This window comes from Gordonia sp. PDNC005 (assembly GCF_016919385.1).
Lineage (GTDB): Bacteria > Actinomycetota > Actinomycetes > Mycobacteriales > Mycobacteriaceae > Gordonia.
Map to the genome: position 1 here is coordinate 1,468,248 of NZ_CP070351.1, position 16,854 is coordinate 1,485,101.

Annotated in this window: 18 protein-coding genes; 11 read left to right on the forward strand and 7 right to left on the reverse strand. The window is 66.8% G+C overall.

The window, feature by feature from the left end:
- Positions 1 to 6: 6 nt before the first annotated feature.
- The gene (locus JVX90_RS06950; RefSeq protein ID WP_008379244.1) at positions 7 to 1,005 is read right to left on the reverse strand and encodes a sigma-70 family RNA polymerase sigma factor; all 999 of its coding nucleotides are present in this window, start codon (positions 1,003 to 1,005) and stop codon (positions 7 to 9) included.
- A gap of 98 nt (positions 1,006 to 1,103) precedes the next feature.
- Positions 1,104 to 1,643 carry a TetR family transcriptional regulator gene (locus tag JVX90_RS06955; protein ID WP_205331655.1) on the reverse strand — a complete coding sequence of 180 codons (540 nt, stop codon included), beginning with the start codon at positions 1,641 to 1,643 and terminating at the stop codon, positions 1,104 to 1,106.
- 33 nt (positions 1,644 to 1,676) lie between these two features.
- Between JVX90_RS06955 and zapE the strand changes: the two genes are divergently transcribed.
- Positions 1,677 to 2,684: a cell division protein ZapE gene (gene zapE / locus JVX90_RS06960; RefSeq protein WP_240194084.1), complete on the forward strand. Its 1,008-nt coding sequence runs from the start codon at positions 1,677 to 1,679 to the stop codon at positions 2,682 to 2,684.
- Here the strand turns inward: zapE and map are convergent.
- Both map and JVX90_RS06970 read right to left on the reverse strand, forming a co-directional pair.
- Positions 2,668 to 3,444, reverse strand: a complete 777-nt coding sequence (gene map / locus JVX90_RS06965; protein WP_205331656.1) for a type I methionyl aminopeptidase — start codon at positions 3,442 to 3,444, stop codon at positions 2,668 to 2,670. The two genes, zapE and map, sit on opposite strands and share 17 nt — an antisense overlap.
- Positions 3,441 to 3,881 (reverse strand): DUF3099 domain-containing protein, encoded by a 441-nt coding sequence (locus JVX90_RS06970; RefSeq protein WP_205331657.1) that lies wholly within the window; start codon positions 3,879 to 3,881, stop codon positions 3,441 to 3,443. The genes map and JVX90_RS06970 overlap by 4 nt, the downstream gene beginning before the upstream one ends.
- A gap of 35 nt (positions 3,882 to 3,916) precedes the next feature.
- On the opposite strand from JVX90_RS06970, the gene JVX90_RS06975 reads away from it, so the two are divergent.
- On the forward strand, positions 3,917 to 4,147 hold the full coding sequence (locus JVX90_RS06975) for a DUF3039 domain-containing protein (protein WP_008379238.1): 231 nt from the start codon (positions 3,917 to 3,919) through the stop codon (positions 4,145 to 4,147).
- A 23-nt stretch (positions 4,148 to 4,170) separates the two neighbouring features.
- Here the strand turns inward: JVX90_RS06975 and JVX90_RS06980 are convergent, their stop codons facing one another.
- Positions 4,171 to 5,199, reverse strand: coding sequence for a YihY/virulence factor BrkB family protein (locus JVX90_RS06980; protein WP_205332313.1), 1,029 nt, complete (start codon positions 5,197 to 5,199; stop codon positions 4,171 to 4,173).
- Positions 5,200 to 5,346: 147 nt separating this feature from the next.
- Between JVX90_RS06980 and JVX90_RS06985 the strand changes: the two genes are divergently transcribed.
- Positions 5,347 to 7,080: a DEAD/DEAH box helicase gene (locus JVX90_RS06985; protein ID WP_205331658.1), complete on the forward strand. Its 1,734-nt coding sequence runs from the start codon at positions 5,347 to 5,349 to the stop codon at positions 7,078 to 7,080.
- 75 nt (positions 7,081 to 7,155) lie between these two features.
- Here the strand turns inward: JVX90_RS06985 and JVX90_RS06990 are convergent, their stop codons facing one another.
- Together JVX90_RS06990 and JVX90_RS06995 are read right to left on the reverse strand one after the other, a co-directional pair.
- Complete coding sequence (locus tag JVX90_RS06990) at positions 7,156 to 7,353, reverse strand: hypothetical protein (protein WP_205331659.1); 198 nt, start codon at positions 7,351 to 7,353, stop codon at positions 7,156 to 7,158.
- Positions 7,354 to 7,480: 127 nt separating this feature from the next.
- Complete coding sequence (locus tag JVX90_RS06995; RefSeq protein WP_205331660.1) at positions 7,481 to 8,080, reverse strand: TetR/AcrR family transcriptional regulator; 600 nt, start codon at positions 8,078 to 8,080, stop codon at positions 7,481 to 7,483.
- 146 nt (positions 8,081 to 8,226) lie between these two features.
- On the opposite strand from JVX90_RS06995, the gene JVX90_RS07000 reads away from it, so the two are divergent.
- From JVX90_RS07000 to JVX90_RS07035, 8 genes are all read left to right on the forward strand, one after another.
- Positions 8,227 to 8,994: an SDR family oxidoreductase gene (locus tag JVX90_RS07000; RefSeq protein ID WP_205331661.1), complete on the forward strand. Its 768-nt coding sequence runs from the start codon at positions 8,227 to 8,229 to the stop codon at positions 8,992 to 8,994.
- Positions 8,994 to 9,809 carry an SDR family oxidoreductase gene (locus JVX90_RS07005; RefSeq protein ID WP_205331662.1) on the forward strand — a complete coding sequence of 272 codons (816 nt, stop codon included), beginning with the start codon at positions 8,994 to 8,996 and terminating at the stop codon, positions 9,807 to 9,809. Before JVX90_RS07000 ends, JVX90_RS07005 begins: the two co-directional genes overlap by 1 nt.
- Positions 9,806 to 10,795 carry an NADPH:quinone oxidoreductase family protein gene (locus JVX90_RS07010; RefSeq protein ID WP_205331663.1) on the forward strand — a complete coding sequence of 330 codons (990 nt, stop codon included), beginning with the start codon at positions 9,806 to 9,808 and terminating at the stop codon, positions 10,793 to 10,795. Before JVX90_RS07005 ends, JVX90_RS07010 begins: the two co-directional genes overlap by 4 nt.
- A complete protein-coding gene (locus JVX90_RS07015; protein ID WP_205331664.1) occupies positions 10,795 to 11,970 on the forward strand; it encodes an acyl-CoA dehydrogenase family protein in 1,176 nt (391 codons plus the stop codon). Before JVX90_RS07010 ends, JVX90_RS07015 begins: the two co-directional genes overlap by 1 nt.
- Positions 11,967 to 13,082, forward strand: a complete 1,116-nt coding sequence (locus tag JVX90_RS07020) for an acyl-CoA dehydrogenase family protein (RefSeq protein ID WP_205331665.1) — start codon at positions 11,967 to 11,969, stop codon at positions 13,080 to 13,082. Before JVX90_RS07015 ends, JVX90_RS07020 begins: the two co-directional genes overlap by 4 nt.
- A 24-nt stretch (positions 13,083 to 13,106) precedes the next feature.
- Entirely contained in the window at positions 13,107 to 14,624 is a 1,518-nt protein-coding gene (locus tag JVX90_RS07025) for a long-chain fatty acid--CoA ligase (RefSeq protein ID WP_205331666.1), read from the forward strand.
- 136 nt (positions 14,625 to 14,760) lie between these two features.
- Positions 14,761 to 16,149, forward strand: coding sequence for an MFS transporter (locus tag JVX90_RS07030; RefSeq protein WP_205331667.1), 1,389 nt, complete (start codon positions 14,761 to 14,763; stop codon positions 16,147 to 16,149).
- Between the two features lie 57 nt (positions 16,150 to 16,206).
- Positions 16,207 to 16,824 (forward strand): TetR/AcrR family transcriptional regulator, encoded by a 618-nt coding sequence (locus JVX90_RS07035; protein ID WP_240194085.1) that lies wholly within the window; start codon positions 16,207 to 16,209, stop codon positions 16,822 to 16,824.
- The last annotated feature ends 30 nt before the right edge of the window (positions 16,825 to 16,854 follow it).

Consider the following 16,854-nt stretch of genomic DNA (forward strand, 5'->3'; position numbering starts at 1 on the left):
GGCGGATCAGCTCGCGTATGCGCGCAGCTTGTCCGCCCGGTCGCCCTGGCGCAGCTTGCCCATCACGTCGCGCTCGATCTGCCGGACGCGCTCGCGTGACAGCCCGAACGCACGGCCGATCTGGTCGAGTGTGCGCGGCTGGCCGTCGTCGAGTCCGAAGCGCATCGTGATGACCGCCTGCTCACGTTCGTCGAGGGTGCCGAGCACCAACCGGATGTCCGAGTGGAGCAGATTGGCGATCACGACGGTCTCTGCCGACGTCGCCTCGGAGTCTTCGATGAAGTCGCCGAGCGGCGCCTCCTCATCGGATCCCACGGGCATGTCCAGGCTCACCGGGTCCCGGCTGTGATCCATCAGGTCGGCGATCTTCTCAGCGGGGATGCCCGACTCCGCGGCCAATTCGTCGTCGGTCGCTTCGCGTCCGAGCTGCTGGTGCAGTTCACGACGGATGCGGGCGAGCTTGTTGACCTGCTCCACGAGGTGGACGGGCAGGCGGATCGTGCGGCTCTGGTCCGCCATGCCGCGACTGATCGCCTGACGAATCCACCAGGTGGCGTACGTCGAGAACTTGAAGCCCTTCGCGTAGTCGAACTTCTCGGCCGCGCGGATCAGACCGAGGTTGCCTTCCTGGATGAGGTCCAGGAGCGGCATGCCGCGGCCCGTGTAGCGCTTGGCGAGCGAGACGACGAGGCGGAGATTGGCCTCGAGCAGATGGGCACGCGCGGCGTCGCCCTCGCGAGCGATGATGTTCAGATCGCGCTTCTTGGCGGCCGTCAGGCGCTTCTTGGTTGCAAGGAGGTGTTTCGCGTACAGACCTGCTTCGATCTGCTTGGCGAGCTCAACCTCCTGCTCGGCGTTCAGCAGGGCCGTGCGGCCGATGCCGTTCAGGTAGACGCGGACCAGGTCGGCGGATGGTGACTGAGCGTCGAGATCCTGCTCTGTCAGTGCCGGGCGGGTCCGGGCGGCGGGAACTGCAGTGGGGCGTGCAATCGTCGTGCGAGACATACGACCTCCAAGTGTGCGCTGTTCGTGTGCGTTCACGAGGTTCAACGTGTTCGGTCGACGAAAGGTTCCCGAGGTCCCTGAGAAGTCTCTGAGACCTTCTACAGGCCGAAACGTCGACGAACCGCTGCGGTCAATTCGGCCGGTGTCGGCGTCGCGCCGAACAGATGCGACGCCGCGATTCCCTCACAGAAGACCAGCAGGTCGGCGGCGTCGGCCGCCGGTGTGGGGGAGCCGAGAGAAGCGAACAGCGCGGTTGCGCCGTCACGGGAGAAGAGACAGTGCGCGAGGTCGTTCCGAAGCTCGTGGTCGTGTGAGGTGTCGGAGGCCAATGCGAATCTCGCGCGCACGTCGCGACTCCGATCGGTCACGAGGGTGTGCAGGTAGGCGCCGACGGCCTCGGCGGGATAGGCCGGGGCGAGGGCGGCGAACGCGGCGCGGGACTGATCGGTGAGACGCCGAACGGCGCCGTCGAGGAGTGCTCGACGGGTGCGGAAGTAGTACGAGGTCGACCCGGTGGGCAGTTCGAGGAGCCGATCGACGCCGCTGTGGGTCACCGCGCGGTTGCCGCCGTCAGCGGCCAGTTCGAGGGCGGCGTCGCATATTGCGTCGCGCCGAGTGAGGTCGGGCACGTCTGCCATCCAACCAGACTCTATGAACGTAGAGTCTCGGCCATGAACGGATTCACCATCGCGAGATCGCGACTGCGGCGGCGGGCGCGCACGACGGTGATGTCCGCAGACACGATCGTCGACGGGATCACACGGGAGGCGTCGCGTGCCGGAATGAGACTGACCGACGCTCAGTCCGCCGCGGCGGAGGCGCTGGCCGGCGACGCGCATCTGTATCTGTGCGGACCGCCCGGTCGGGGGAAGACGCAGGTCGTCGACTGGTTCATCTGCGTCGTCTCCGCCACCGGGACGACCGTGCGTCGCCGTCACGTCCACGAGTTCTTCGCCGATATCCATGCGGCGATCGACAGGAACGGCGGATGGCGTGGCGGACTGGACGACGTGCTACGCGGGGTGGACGTGCTGTGCCTCGACGAGTTCGCCGTGCACGATCCGGCAGACGGCGTGTTCCTGGATCGGATTCTGCGGGCTCTGACGTCACGCGAGATCAGAGTGATCGTCACGTCCAACCGAACTCCGGCAGAGCAGATGCCGAACCCGCTCTTTCACGTCGGCTTCGAGCCGACGGTCGCGTTCATCGACGAGGTGTTCACGATGGTCGACGTCGGTGGAACACGTGACCTGCGGGCAGGTGGCGGCACGTCGGGATTCCGCGGCGGCCAGTGGATCGTCGGGGCGGCGCCTGGGCCGCCACCGGTCGGCACGTGGAGTGCGCCCGCGAGAGCTGTTCGCCTGTCGGGCACTGACGGCCGGACTGCCTGGATGGATTTCGCAGCTCTGTGCGAGGCGCCGACCGCTGCTGCGGACTACCTGCAGCTCGCCGAACGGTTCGATCACTGGGTGATCGTCGGAGTCGACATCCCGGACGGCGTCGACCCCCTTGCACGATGGGCGACGGTCCTCGACGTCGCACACGACTCGGACGTCCGGGTCGACGTGTGGGCGTCCTGCGAGCGCGACGACCTGGCATCGGCGTTGACTCGCACGCTTCCCGACGCCGCACGGACCGTCAGCCGGATGACCGCCTGGCGGGTCAGTCGAGGGTCGTGAGGATCCGTGGGCCGTCGTCGGTGACCGCGACCGTGTGCTCGGAGTGCGCCGTCATCGACCCGTCGGCCGACCGCAGGGTCCAGCCGTCCGGATCGGCGACGAGCCGTTCGGTTCCGATCGCCCACCACGGCTCGAGCGCAAGCGTCGCTCCGGGACGGAGGAGCGGGCCTTTGCCGCGACGGCCGAGGTTGGGGACGTGCGGATCCTCGTGCATCGTCCGACCGAGACCGTGTCCGCCGAACTGGGTGTTCACTCGGTATCCCTCGGCGTCGGCGACCTCGCCGATCGCGCAGGACACGTCACCGAGTCGGTGGCCCGGAACCATCTCGGCGATCGCTGCCGCGAGCGCTCGTTCGGTCGATGCGATGAGCCGGGCGTCGGGGTGTGTCGGATCGTCCTCTACGCCCACGCGTACCGTGCGGGCGGCGTCGGCCACCCACCCGTCGATCGAGACCGCGAAGTCGAGAGTCAACACGTCGCCGGGGGCGAGCACGTGGTCGCGGGGCAGGCCGTGCAGGACTGCGTCGTTGACCGACAGGCAGATCACGTTGCCGAACGGGCCGCTCCCGAACGACGGCGCGTAGTCCCAGTAGCAGCTGACGGCTCCGCGGTCGGCGACCATCTTTCGTGCGCGCTGCTCAAGGTCGAGCAAGTTGACGCCCGGTTCGGCTCGGCGTGCTAGATCGTCGAGGACCTGGGCCACGAAGCGGCCGGTCGTGGCCATCTTCTCGACTTCGGCTGGAGTCTTGAGTTCGATCATCGTGCTGAGTCCTGTCCGTCTGCTGTGTTCCCGCCTGCTGTGTCCCCGGACTGATCCGGAGCCTCGATCTCGGCGTCGATCACCGGGTGATCGTCGTCGGTGAAACGGTCGCGGGACGGTTCGGCGGCCAACTCGGCCTGCCCGACGGTGTACCCGCCGCCGTAGTGGTATGTCGGAACCTCGCCGCGTTTGCGGGGTTCGCGGTCGTTGGCCCGCAGAACGGCGATCCAGGGGATCGGAATCGACACGACGATGATGGCCAACGCGATCCACCCGTTCTGCGTCATCGAGTACACGATCGCAGCGATGATCAGCGCGGGAACACGGATCGACATCATGATGAGGTAACGCCGTTTGCGGGCCCGGTACACCGCCTCGAGGTCATCGTCGGCGCCGGTGATCAAGAATGTCGTGGGGTCGGATTCGTCGCGCGCCATACCCCGATCCTTCCACAGTGCGTAACAATGGCTGTATGGCAACGCAGACGATTGAACGGCCCGATATCGATGAACGGACCGAGCAGGACGACGACACTCCCAAGGTCTTCCACTACGTGAAGAAGGACAAGATGGCCGAGAGCGCCGTCATGGGCACTCACGTCGTTGCCCTGTGCGGTGAGACCTTTCCGGTGACGAAGGCGGCCAAGCCCGGCTCGCCGGTGTGTGAGAAGTGCAAGAAGGTCTACGAGAAGATGAAGAAGTAACAAAGACGCTGCGAATCAGCCGGTCAATCCGGGGAACCGCGCCGCCCGACGGCGCGGTTCCGCAGAGTGTCGGTCAGCTCGGTGGTCTGCGACGTGACCCAATGCCGGACGACGGCCCCGTCCTCCCTCGCAGGCCAGAACTCCTGAATCACTGAGTTGAGCTCGGCGCCCGCCACGATCGCGAAGCCGAGGAAGTACGTGAACAGCAGGAACGCGATCGGCGTCGCCAGCGCGCCGTACGTGTACCCGGCGTCGGTGACCGCGGTGAGGTAGAAGCGGAGCACGTACGAAGTCAGCCAGAACCCTACGCCCGCGAGGATCGCGCCGGGCACCAGTCGCCTGCGCGGCAGCGGATTGGGCAGAGCGAAGCGGTACAGCGCCGACAGGGCTCCGATCAGCAGGAGGCCGACAAAAGGGAAGTACAGCCAGTCGATCAGGTCGCTGATCGCCGGTCCCCATGACGCGGGGACGATGTTCCGCAGATATGTCGGCCCCAGGGCCACCAGTGGCAGCACGAGGATCGCCATCACCAGGAAGAACAGATAGATGATGAGCGCGAAGATGCGCTGCCACACCGGATTCCGGACGTCGTGCTGACCGTGCGCGTGGACGATCGACGAGACGAAGCACGACATCGCGGACGAACCCGCCCACAGTGACAGGATGAAGCCGACGGACATGATCGTGACCCGTCCTCGACCCAGGACGTTCTCGACTGTCGGCTGGATCAGGTCGTTCACGACTTGCGGGGTGAATGTGCGGTCGGCGAACGAGAGAATCCGTTCAGTGACGACCTGGACGGTGTCCGGGCCGAACCACCCGGCTACGTAGCCGATACTGCCGAGCACTCCGAGCAGGAGCGGCGGCAGTGACAGCGCCTGCCAGAAGGCCGCCTGGGCGGCCCATCCGATGATGGAGTCGTCCCACGACTTGACGATGGTGCGCCACAGCAGCCGTGGAATGCTCCGGAATACCGGCCGTCGCGCCTGCTCGGGCTCCGGCGGTGGAAGCTCGGCGGCGTCGTCGCTGGGGTACGTGCCGTGGGTGTTGATGTGTCAAGCATGGCCGATGCGGGTCGCCTGGTCGATCACCGACCCGGTTTCCTGGCGTGGCGAACCGAGTCCGCGAGGCGGGTAGAATCGTCGGGTCGGGTGCGGGGGAGACTGCACGACGAGCCACAGTCGAGCCACAGGAGCAAGGTGACCAGTACCGATGTCGACACTGACCGCAGAATCGTCTCGGGGGCACCGCTTCGCGCATGGCAGCGACGGGCCCTCACTCGCTACCTGACGTCGAACCCGACGGACTACCTCGCCGTCGCCACGCCCGGTGCGGGCAAGACCACATTCGGCCTGCGCGTCGCGTCGGAACTGCTGGCGGACCGCACGGTGGAGCGCATCACCGTCGTGGCGCCGACCGAACACCTCAAGCATCAGTGGGCGGCGTCCGCGGCCCGCAACGGGATCGCGCTCGATCCGAACTTCTCCAACTCGACCGGCTCGACGAGTTCAGACTTCGACGGCGTCGTTCTCACGTACGCGCAGGTGGCCGCGCACCCGTATCGGCATCGGGTGCGCACCGAGCAGTACAAGACGCTGGTGATTCTCGACGAGATCCACCACGGCGGTGACGCGAAGTCGTGGGGTGACGGGATCCGGGAGGCCTTCGGCGACGCCACGCGGCGTCTGGCCCTGACGGGTACCCCGTTCCGGTCGGACGATTCGCCGATTCCGTTCGTGACCTACGAGCCCGAGCCCGGGGGCGGCCAGCGGTCGAAGGCCGACAGCACGTACGGATACTCCGAGGCGTTGCGTGACGGCGTGGTCCGTCCCGTCGTGTTCCTCGCCTATTCGGGTGAGGCGAGCTGGCGGACCAGCGCGGGTGAGGAGTTCACCGCGCGACTCGGCGAACCGCTGTCTCAAGAACAGACCGCACGCGCGTGGCGGACGGCACTCGATCCACACGGCGATTGGATCTACGCGGTGTTCACCGCGGCGCACCGACGACTCGTGCGCCTGCGGGAGTCGGGTGTGCCCGACGCCGGCGGCCTGGTGATCGCCACCGACCAGCAGAATGCCCGCGACTACGCCGACCTGCTCCTCTCCATCACGGGGAAGAAGCCGACAGTGGTGCTCTCGGACGACCCGAAGTCGTCGTCGCGCATCGAGGAGTTCTCGAACTCGACCGACGAGTGGATGGTCGCGGTCCGCATGGTGTCCGAAGGCGTCGACGTGCCGCGCCTGTCGGTCGGCGTCTACGCGACCAACGCGTCCACCCCGCTCTACTTCGCGCAGGCGATCGGTCGTTTTGTGCGTTCGCGCAGGCCCGGTGAGACGGCGAGCGTCTTCTTGCCGTCCGTCCCGGTTCTGCTGCAACTGGCGAGCGAGTTGGAAGCAGAACGTGATCACGTCCTCGGCAAGCCGCACCGTGAGTCGGACGGGCTCGAGGACGCGATGCTCACCGACGCCAACAAGCGCAAGGATGAGCCGGGTGAGGAGGAGAAGGCGTTTCAGTCGTTGCACGCCGACGCCGAGCTCGATCAGGTGATCTACGACGGCTCGTCCTTCGGGACGTCGACGTTCGTCGGCTCCGAGGAGGAGTCGGACTACCTCGGCCTGCCCGGACTCCTCGACGCGGACCAGGTTCGCACACTCCTGCAACAGCGGCAGGCTCAGCAGGTGACGAATCGGTCGTCCCGTCCGCGCGACGAGGAGGCGGCGAAGGCCGCGCCGAACGCGAACGAGCGGACCAGTGAGAATCTTCTCGCGTTGCGCAAGGAACTCAACACCCTCGTTGCACTGCACAACCAGCGCACCGGCAAACCGCACGGCCAGATCCACAACGATCTTCGTGAACGCCTCGGCGGCCCGCCGACCGCGATGGCCACCGGCGACCAGCTCCGCGAACGCATCGCCGCTCTGCGAAGCTGGTAGCGCACACCGCGACAGCACAGACCAGAGGCGAGCCGATCGGCTCGCCTCTGGTCTGTTGTGGGTGCTCGCCCCGGATCAGGCTTCGATGGTCACCACGGCGCCGAGCTCAACGAGGCGGGCTTCGTGGTCGTTGTAGTGGTGGCGGCAGAACAGGAGCTCGCCTCCGGTGGGGAGCTCAGCGCGCACCTTGGCCGCCGCGCTGCACCGATCGCAGCGATCAGCGAGTGTCAGCGGGGTGGAGACGACAGTGTCGGGCGTTGCGATGTCTGGCATGGCTTCCTCCGTCTCATCATTGACGTACCTGGTCGGTGCATCATTGCTACACCTTGTCAGACGTACGGGGCCACCTATTTGTTCCCGGTGGTCCCGGGTGTGTCGCAGATCATCGGGTCAGCCGAGATCATCCGCCCGCACCGACGACGCGCAGACTGGTCCTCGCGTAGAAGTCGCCGAGTTCGGTGGGAGAGAGGTGGCCGTCCTCGCGATACCAGCGCGCGATGTCGATGCCCATGGACAGGAGGGTGTTCGTGGTGCTCTGCGGATCGTCGACGTCGAACTGCCCCGATTCGGCACCCGCGTCGACGATGGATCGGACGCGGCGGGTGATCTCGCGGCGGAGTGTCAGGATCTCTCGCAGATGATCGGGTTCGAGCGCCGTGAGCTCGTAGTTCACGATTCGAGCGCTGGTGTGGCCCTTGGCATGGTGTTCGCTGAACGCGCGCATCACCGAGGCGAGCCGGGTCGCCGGGTCGGCGTCCGGGTCGTCGGCGTCGTTGATCATCGCGATGGTGGCGACGTGCCCGCTGTGGGACAACTCGTAGAGCAGCTCTTCCTTCGACCGGTAGTGGACGTAGACGGCTGCTGAGCTCATCCCGGCGGTCGACGCGATGTCGCGGGTCGTCGTCGCGTGGAACCCGCGTTCGGAGAAGGCTTCCAGGGCTGCGGCGAGGAGTCGGCCGCGAGTGGTCTCGGCTCGGGATGCGGACGGTTCGTCGGGCACGGGAATCCTCTCGATGGTCTCGCCTGCGGTGTGAGACGGGTCTAGTTCTGAAGAACAGTTGACGAACATCTCAGTGTCAGGCATTGTGAATCGTAACACTAAGCAAGCGCTTAGTAATCCACCGTGTTCACTTCAGGAGGCTATCCGTGGTTCAGATCGATCCCCAGCGTTTCAAGGGACAGTCCGCCATCGTCACCGGCGCCAGTCGCGGCATCGGACTGGCGATCGCCGAACGGCTCGTCGCCGAGGGCGCCAAGGTCACGATCACCGCACGCAAGCAGGACGCACTGGACGAGGCCGTTGCGCGCCTGGGAGGCTCCGATGTTGCACTCGCCGTCGCAGGCCGCGCCGACGATCCCGATCATCAGGCCGACACCGTCGCGAAGACGATCGAGGCATTCGGCAGCGCCGACCTCCTGGTCAACAACACCGGGATCAATCCGGTGTACGGCCCGATCATGCAGATCGACCCCGAGGCCGCCCGCAAGATCATGGACGTCAACGTCATCTCCGCGCTTCGCTGGACCCAAGCGGTCAACGCCGCGTGGCAGGCCGAGCACGGCGGCGCGATCGTCAACGTCGCATCGGTCGCCGGCCTCCGTCCCGCGCCCGGCATCGCGTTCTACGGAGTGTCTAAGGCCGCGGTCATCCACTTGACCGAAGAGCTCGCCTGGGAACTCGGCCCGCACATCCGGGTCAACGCAGTGGCTCCGGCGGTTGTCAAGACCAAGTTCGCGACCGCGCTCTACGAGGGGCGAGAGGACGAGGTCTCGCAGGCCTACCCGCTCAAGAGGCTCGGCGAGCCCGACGACATCGGTTCGGTCGTCGCCTTCCTGCTCTCGAACGACGCGGGCTGGATGACCGGCCAGACACTCGTCATCGACGGAGGCGTCACCCTGGGCGGTGGCGCCTGATGCCCGGCTTCGAACCCGCAGGCTCCACCGTTGTCGTGACGGGTGCGGGCAACGGAATCGGCGCCGGACTCGCAAGGTCGATGGCACGCAGGGGCGCACGTGTTGTGGTCGCCGATCTGGACGCCGACGGCGCGCAACGGACGGTCGACGAGATCGTCGCGGCAGGCGGCACCGCACTCGCGGCACCCGGCGACGCCGCGTCGCAGGAGGGGGTGGACGCACTCATCGCCGCCGCGCGAACTTCGTACGGCCCGATCGACGCATGGTTCGCCAACGCCGGCGTCGACCGAGGTCGGGGACTCGACGCGACCGACGCGGATTGGGACCTGTCGTGGAACGTCAACGTGCTCGCTCACGTGCACGCCGCGCGTCGCCTGGTTCCGGAGTGGATCGAACGTGGGGGAGGGCGCTTTGTCGTCACGGCCTCCGCGGCGGGCCTGCTCACCATGCTCGGCGCGCCCGCCTACTCGGTCACCAAGCATGGCGCAGTCGCATTCGCCGAATGGCTGTCCACCACGTACCGCCACCGTGGAGTCGTGGTGCAGGCGATCTGCCCGCAGGGTGTGCAGACTCGCATGCTCGCACAGTCGGGCGAGCTCGAGGAACTGCTCAGTCACGACGTCGCGCTGACCGTCGACGACGTCGCGGCAACCGTCGAGAAGGCTCTCCAGGGTGACGATTTCCTCATCCTGCCGCACGCCGAAGTGGCCGGCTACTACCAGGTGCGAGCCGCCAAGACCGACAAGTGGCTCGCCGGAATGAACAAGCTCCAGCAGCGGCTGGACGATGCGACCTCACAAGGAGACAAGCAGTGAAGGCATGGCACGCGACAAGCCTCGGCGAACCGTCCGCGGTCCTCGAAGCGGTCGAGATCGACACCCCCGCTCCGGGACGCGGCCAGGTGACAGTCCGCGTCCTCGCGTCGGCGGCGAACTTCCCCGACGTCCTGATGTGCCGGGGGCTGTACCAGGTGCGTCCGGAGCTCCCGTTCACGCCCGGCGTGGAACTGTGCGGTGAGATCACCGCACTCGGCGACGGCGTCGACGGCTTCGCAGTCGGCGACCGGGTGCTCGGTGGTGCGGTGCTGCCGTACGGCGGCTTCGGCGAATACGCGCTGATGTCGGCGGCCGAGACGTTCCCCGCCCCCGCCTCATTGGACGATGCGCAGGCTTCGTCGCTGTTCATCGGCTACCAGACCGGATGGTTCGGCCTGCATCGCCGCGCGAACATTCAGCCGGGGGAGACCCTGCTCGTCCATGCTGCGGCCGGTGGTGTCGGCAGCGCCGCCATTCAACTGGGCAAAGCCGCAGGGGCGCGTGTCATCGGAGTCGTCGGGGGAGAGGCGAAGGCCGACGTCGCCAGGAGACTCGGCGCGGACGTCGTCGTCGACCGACACACTCAGGACTTCGTCGAGGTCGTCAAGGCCGAGACGGGTGGCCGTGGTGCCGATGTGATCTACGATCCCGTGGGCGGCGACACCTACCTGCGGTCGACCAAGTGCATCGCCTTCGAGGGCCGAATCCTGGTGATCGGCTTCGCAGGCGGAGCGATCACCGAGACCGCTCTCAACCACGCACTCATCAAGAACTACTCGATCGTCGGCCTCCACTGGGGTCTCTACAACAAGATGGCCCCCGGGCTGGTGGGTGAATGCCACACAGAGCTCACCCGCCTCGCCGACGCTGGAGCCATCGCGCCCCTGGTCAGCGAGCGGCTTGCGCTCGCCGACGTCCCGGACGGCCTCCAGCGGCTGGCCGACGGAGTGACCGTCGGACGGGTCGTCTACGAGGGAGGTGTGTGATGACCGATGACGTCAGCACTCTGGTCCGAAAGTTTCTCGCCGACCACGATCCCGCCGCGACGGAGCCGCTCGAGTGGCTCCGAGCCCGGTACGACGCGGGTCTGGCGTGGGTGAACTACCCGGTGGGACGCGGTGGGCTCGATCTGTCGAGGTCCCTGCAGCCCGAGGTGGAGCGACTGTTCGCGGAGGCGGGGTCACCCGGCAACCGCAGCGAAGTGAACGGGATCGGTCTCGGCATGGCAGCGCCGACCATCCTGCGGTACGGGACGCCGGAACAGGTTGATCGATTCCTCAGGCCGTTGTGGACGGGTGAGGAGATCTGGTGCCAGCTCTTCAGTGAGCCCGGTGCCGGATCCGATCTCGCGGCCGTCGCGACGCGGGCCGTCCGTGACGGCGACGACTGGGTCGTCAACGGGCAGAAGGTGTGGACCTCTGGCGCACACAACGCCGCAATGGCGATCCTCGTCGCCCGTACCGACGGCGACCTGCCCAAGCATCGGGGACTCACGTACTTCCTGTGCGACATGACCGACCCCGGCGTCGACGTCCGCCCACTCCGCCAGATCACCGGCGAAGCCGAGTTCAACGAGGTGTTCCTCTCCGACGTCCGGATTCCCGACAGCCGTCGGCTCGGAGCCGTCGGCCAGGGATGGGAGGTCGCCAACGCCACGCTGAACAATGAGCGAGTCGCGATCGGCGGCCGCGCCGCACGTCGTGAGGACGGGATGATCGGCGTCGTCGCGCGGACGTGGCGAGACCGCCCCGACCTACGCACCCCGGACCTTCACGACGACCTCTTGAAGCTGTGGGTCGATTCCGAGGTCGCCAGGGTGACGGGCGTCCGGCTGGGCCAGAAGCTCGCGTCCGGCCAGCCCGGACCGGAAGGCGCGGCGATGAAGCTGTCGTTCGCCCGCATCAACCAGCAACTGTCCGGGCTGGAACTGGAGATCCTCGGCGCCGACGGACTGCGCTACTCGGACTGGACGATGGTGCGACCCGACCGCGTCGACTTCTTCGGGCGCGACGCCGGGTACCGCTACCTGCGTGCCAAAGGCAATTCGATCGAAGGCGGGACATCGGAGATCCTGCGGAACATCGTCGCCGAACGAGTGCTCGGCTTGCCGCCGGAACACCGCGTCGACAAGGACATCCCCTGGAAGGACGTCGCGAAATGACCGACCCCATCGACCCCATCGACCGCACTGACTACGTGCCGACGCTGCTGCTCGACGAGGTGGAGGAGGATCTGCGTGCAGCGGTCCGCGATCTGCTGTCCCGCCGTGTCGGCGTCGATCAGTTGATCGCCGCGTACGACGGCGTGAAACTGCCCGACTTCTGGTCGGAGATGACGGGCCTCGGACTCGCCGGACTCCTGATCGGTGAGGAGTTCGGCGGGGCAGGCGCGACCCCGGCGGTGGCGTCGGTCGTCCTCGAGGAGTTGGGCGCACTGCCCGTCCGCACCCCCATGCTGACCAGCGCCGTCGTCGCGACCACGGTCCTTCAGGAGTCAGGTGACACTGTCTTGCTGCCTGGTCTGGCGGACGGGTCGGTCGTCGCAGCTCTTGCAGTCCCGTTGTCGGCTGATCCGTACTCGACCGTCCCGGCGGTGGAGGTCGGGGAGGGCGGTCTCACCGGGACTGTGCGGTCGGTCGCAGGCGCGGAAGCCGCGACGGTGCTCATCGTCCCCGGCTCGGACGGTGCCCTCTACGCCGTCGACCGGACCGACGCCGTGGTCGCGTCGGTCGTGTCGCTCGACATGACCCGGCCGGTCTCCGACGTGACGTTCGACGCTGCGCCAGGTCGCCGGATCACCGACGACGCGGACTCGGCGGCCCGCGCCGGCCTGCGGCTCGGTGCGGCACTCCTCGCGTCCGAGCAGGCGGGGGTAGCCCGCTGGTGCGTGACCGAAACAGTTGGTTACCTGCAGCAGCGTCGCCAGTTCGGACGCGTTGTTGGAGGGTTCCAGGCGATAAAGCATCGGCTCGCCGATCTGTACGCCGATACCGAACAGGCATCGGCGATCGCCCGAGCGGCCGCCGTGACTGCAACCGACCTCGGCGTTGATCATGAGGAGGCGGCGCTGATGAGCGCGGTCGCGGCCGCATACAACGGCGATCACGCGGTACGAGCCGCGGAGGAGGCGGTGCAGCTGCACGGAGGTATCGGCATGACGTGGGAGCACCCCGCTCACCTGTATCTGAAGCGGGCGAAGGCAGATCAGATCGCCTTCGGAACCCCTGGACGGCACCGCGCCGCACTCGCCGACCTGGCCGACGTCCCGGCCTGACGTTCACCGACGAAAGGAGAAGACATGTCATTCAACCTGGCGATCATGCTGCAGGAGTCGGTGACGGCGGCGCCGTCCGCGCCGATGCTGTACCAAGGCGAGACGACGATCACCTACGGCGAGGTCGACGACCGGTCGCGTCGTGTCGCGACCGCGTTGCGTGAGCGCGGCCTGCGGCCCGGCGACAAGGTCGCCGTCCAGGTGCCCAACGTCCCCGAGTTCGTGTACGCATACTTCGGCATTCTGCGGGCCGGTCTCACCATGGTCCCGCTGAACCCGTTGTTCACTGCGCGCGAGATGGCCTATCACCTGGACGACAGCGACACTCGGCTGCTGATCACCTCGGTGTTCTCCCTGGCGGGGGCCGTCGAGGGGGCGGCGGAAGCGGGCGTCTCCGACGTCGTTGTGGTCCCGCTCGGTCCGGAGCTCCCGGACGGCTCGGTGGCGTTCGACAGTCTTCTCGACGCCGATCCGTTCGACGACCTGCATCCGACATCGGCGGACGACACCGCGGTGCTGCTCTACACTTCCGGCACCACGGGTCGGCCCAAGGGCGCAGAGCTGACCCACTACCAGCTCTACATGAACTGCACGGTGGCCCCGGAACTGTTCGGCATGACGGCGTCGGACGTGTCGATCGGAGTGCTTCCGCTGTTCCACGTCTTCGGCCTGTCGAGTGTGCTGAACGCGACCACACGCTGGGGTGCGTCGGTCGCGCTGCTGCCGCGGTTCGACGCGACGGCTGTCCTCGACGAGATCGAGCGGCGACGGGCGACGGTTTTCGCCGGGGTGCCGACGATGTACGTGGCACTCGCCGAAGCGGATGCGACCGGACGCGACCTGTCGACACTGCGGGCGGCGGTGTCCGGTGGCGCGTCCATCCCCGGAGAGGTGATCAAAGCGGTCGAGGCGAAATTCACCGGGCTTGTCGTCCTCGAGGGCTACGGTCTGTCGGAGACGGCGAGCACCACGACGTTCAATGTCAGCGCCACCGAACGGAAGGTGCTCTCGATCGGCAAGCCCGTGTGGGGAGTCGAGATGAAGGTGATCGACGACGAGGGGAACTCGCTCCCCGCGGGTTCCGACAACGTCGGGCAGCTCCTGGTCCGCGGCCACAACATCATGAAGGGGTATTACAAGAGGCCGGATGCGACCGCCGACGCTCTGCGCAACGGATGGCTGCACACCGGTGATCTCGGATATCGCGACAACGAGGGCTACTACTTCGTCGTCGACAGGCTCAAGGACATGATCGTCCGCGGCGGGTACAACGTGTATCCCCGCGAGATCGAAGAGGTCCTGTACTCCCACCCCGACGTCGTCGAGGCCGCCGTGATCGGCGCACCCGACGACCGGCTAGGGGAGGAGGTGGTCGCCTACGTCGCCGTGCGCGACGGAGCAGACCTCTCCGAGGCCGACCTGATCGCCTTCTCGAAGGGCCAGCTGGCGGCCTACAAGTACCCGCGTTCGGTGGTGTTCGTGACCGAACTGCCCAAGGGGGCAACCGGCAAGATCTTGAAACGAGAACTGCGCACGTCGTGAGCTGACGACGGCGCGCCCGCCTCGTCCCGAGAGTTCCTCGGCGACGGGGCAGTTTTTCAGCCAAATCCATTGACGTTGACGTCAATGTAAAGCAAAATCGTGACAGAGGTCACGCATTCACAGTTGGAGGAGATCAATGACAGAGTCCGTCTCGACGACGACGGGAGTGGGGGCGACCGACCGCTCCGCTCACCGGAAACTGCTCGCTGCAGGACTGTTCGGCAGTTCCATCGAGTGGTACGACTTCTTCGTCTACGGCACCGCCGCAGCGCTGGTGTTCCCGAAGGTCTTCTTCCCGGACGCATCCGCACTCGTCGGCACCCTGCTCGCGTTCAGCACGTTCGCGATCGGCTTCATCGCCAGGCCGCTCGGCGGCATCCTCGCCGGACACTACGGCGACAAGATCGGCCGCAAACCGATGGTCCTCATCTGCCTCATCTCGATGGGTCTGGCGACCTTCCTCATCGGGTGCCTGCCGTCGGCGGCGGCGATCGGTTCGGCCGCGCCGATCCTGCTGGTGACTCTCCGGTTCATCCAGGGCCTCGCGTGCGGTGGCCAGTGGGGCGGGATCGTTCTGCTGCTCACCGAGTCCGCAGGTCCCAAGCGCCGCGGCTTCGCGGGGACGTTCGGCCAGATGGGGGTGCCGCTCGGACTGGTCCTCGGCAACCTCTCGATGATCGTCGTCAACAGCCTCGTCTCCGACGCCGCGTTCCTCAGTTGGGGCTGGCGCATCCCGTTCTGGGCGAGTGCAGCACTGATCCCCGTCGTGCTCTACATCCATTTCAAGGTTGAGGACTCACCCGAGTTCCGGGCTCTGCAGGCCGAGGCCGAAGCCAAGCGCGGTGACGGCGAGCAGGTCGCACAGGCGCCGCTGTCGGAGGCCGTTCGCTTCCACTGGCGCAAGATCGTGCTCGGCGCCGGACTCCTCGCGGCCACCAACTCGGCGTTCTACGTCGCCATCGCGGGCTTCCTCGCCTACGCCACCAAGTCGCCCGACGAGAACGGCCTCGGCATGGACCGCAACACCGTTCTGACGGCTGTGATGGCCGTATCGCTGATCATGCCGTTCGCCGTCATGTGGGCGGGCAAAGTGTCGGACCGCGTCGGTCGACGTCCGCTGATCATCCTCGGCGGAGGAGTGCTGCTGCTGTGGGCGTTCCCGTTCTTCTGGCTCGCCAACACCGCCTCGGGCGTGCTGCTGTTCTTCGCGATGCTGATCAGCAGCTGCGGACAGTCGCTCACCTACGGTCCGCTCGCGGCATTCATGGCCGAACTGTTCGAACCTCGACTGCGGTACTCGGGTGCATCGCTCGGTTACCAGCTCGCCGCCGTGGCCGTGTCCGGCGTGGCGCCGCTTCTGATGACCTGGATCATCGCCGAGACCGCGTCGACCGCGGGTGTGTCGCTGTACCTCGCCGCGATGGCGGTCGTCACGATGTACTGCGCGTGGCGCCTCCCGGAGACCAACACCGAAGCCGTCCGCAACGATCCGGTGGCAGTTCCGGGCCTACCCGCCTCGGCCTGACGCCGTATCGTGCCCGGCGTCCTTGAAAGGCCGACGATGGCACAGCAGACTGTCACCGTGAGTAACGCTCAAGAGCGTGCGCGGGCCAGTCGCAAGGACGCCGGGGCCGCACGCCGTACCCAACTGCTCGACGCCGCAGCCGACTGCTTCGACGAATTCGGCTACGCCGCGGTGACCGTGGAGATGATCGCGAGCCGCGCGCACACGTCGCGTCCGACGTTTTATGCGTACTTCCGCTCGAAGGACGAGATCTTCATGGCTCTCGTTGCGCAAGTGTCGGACCAGTTGTCGGAGACCCAGAGTCTCGCCGGGCTCGAGAACGCGACCACACGTGAGATTCTCGCTGCGACAACCCGCGCATACGTCGATGCGATCGCGTCCATGGGAGGTCTCGTCGCACTGATCGACATGAGCGCGACCATCGATCCCGCGGTCGCCGAGATATGGAACGCAGGCAGCGAGGAGCGGACGAGCAGGTACGCGACCTACCTGCGAAATCTTCCGCCGGGAGTCATCGCCCCGACTCTCGAACCCGAACGTCTCGTGCAGATCATCGGACACGCGATCCATCACGGTGCAAAACGGGCCGTCGGCGCCGACGACGCGCACAAAGAGCAGTTCATCCTCGACATCATCGCCGTCACCGAACGACTCATCGGAGTTCAGGACGGCTGACACCCACTCGACACCACCCGACAGGGAGCC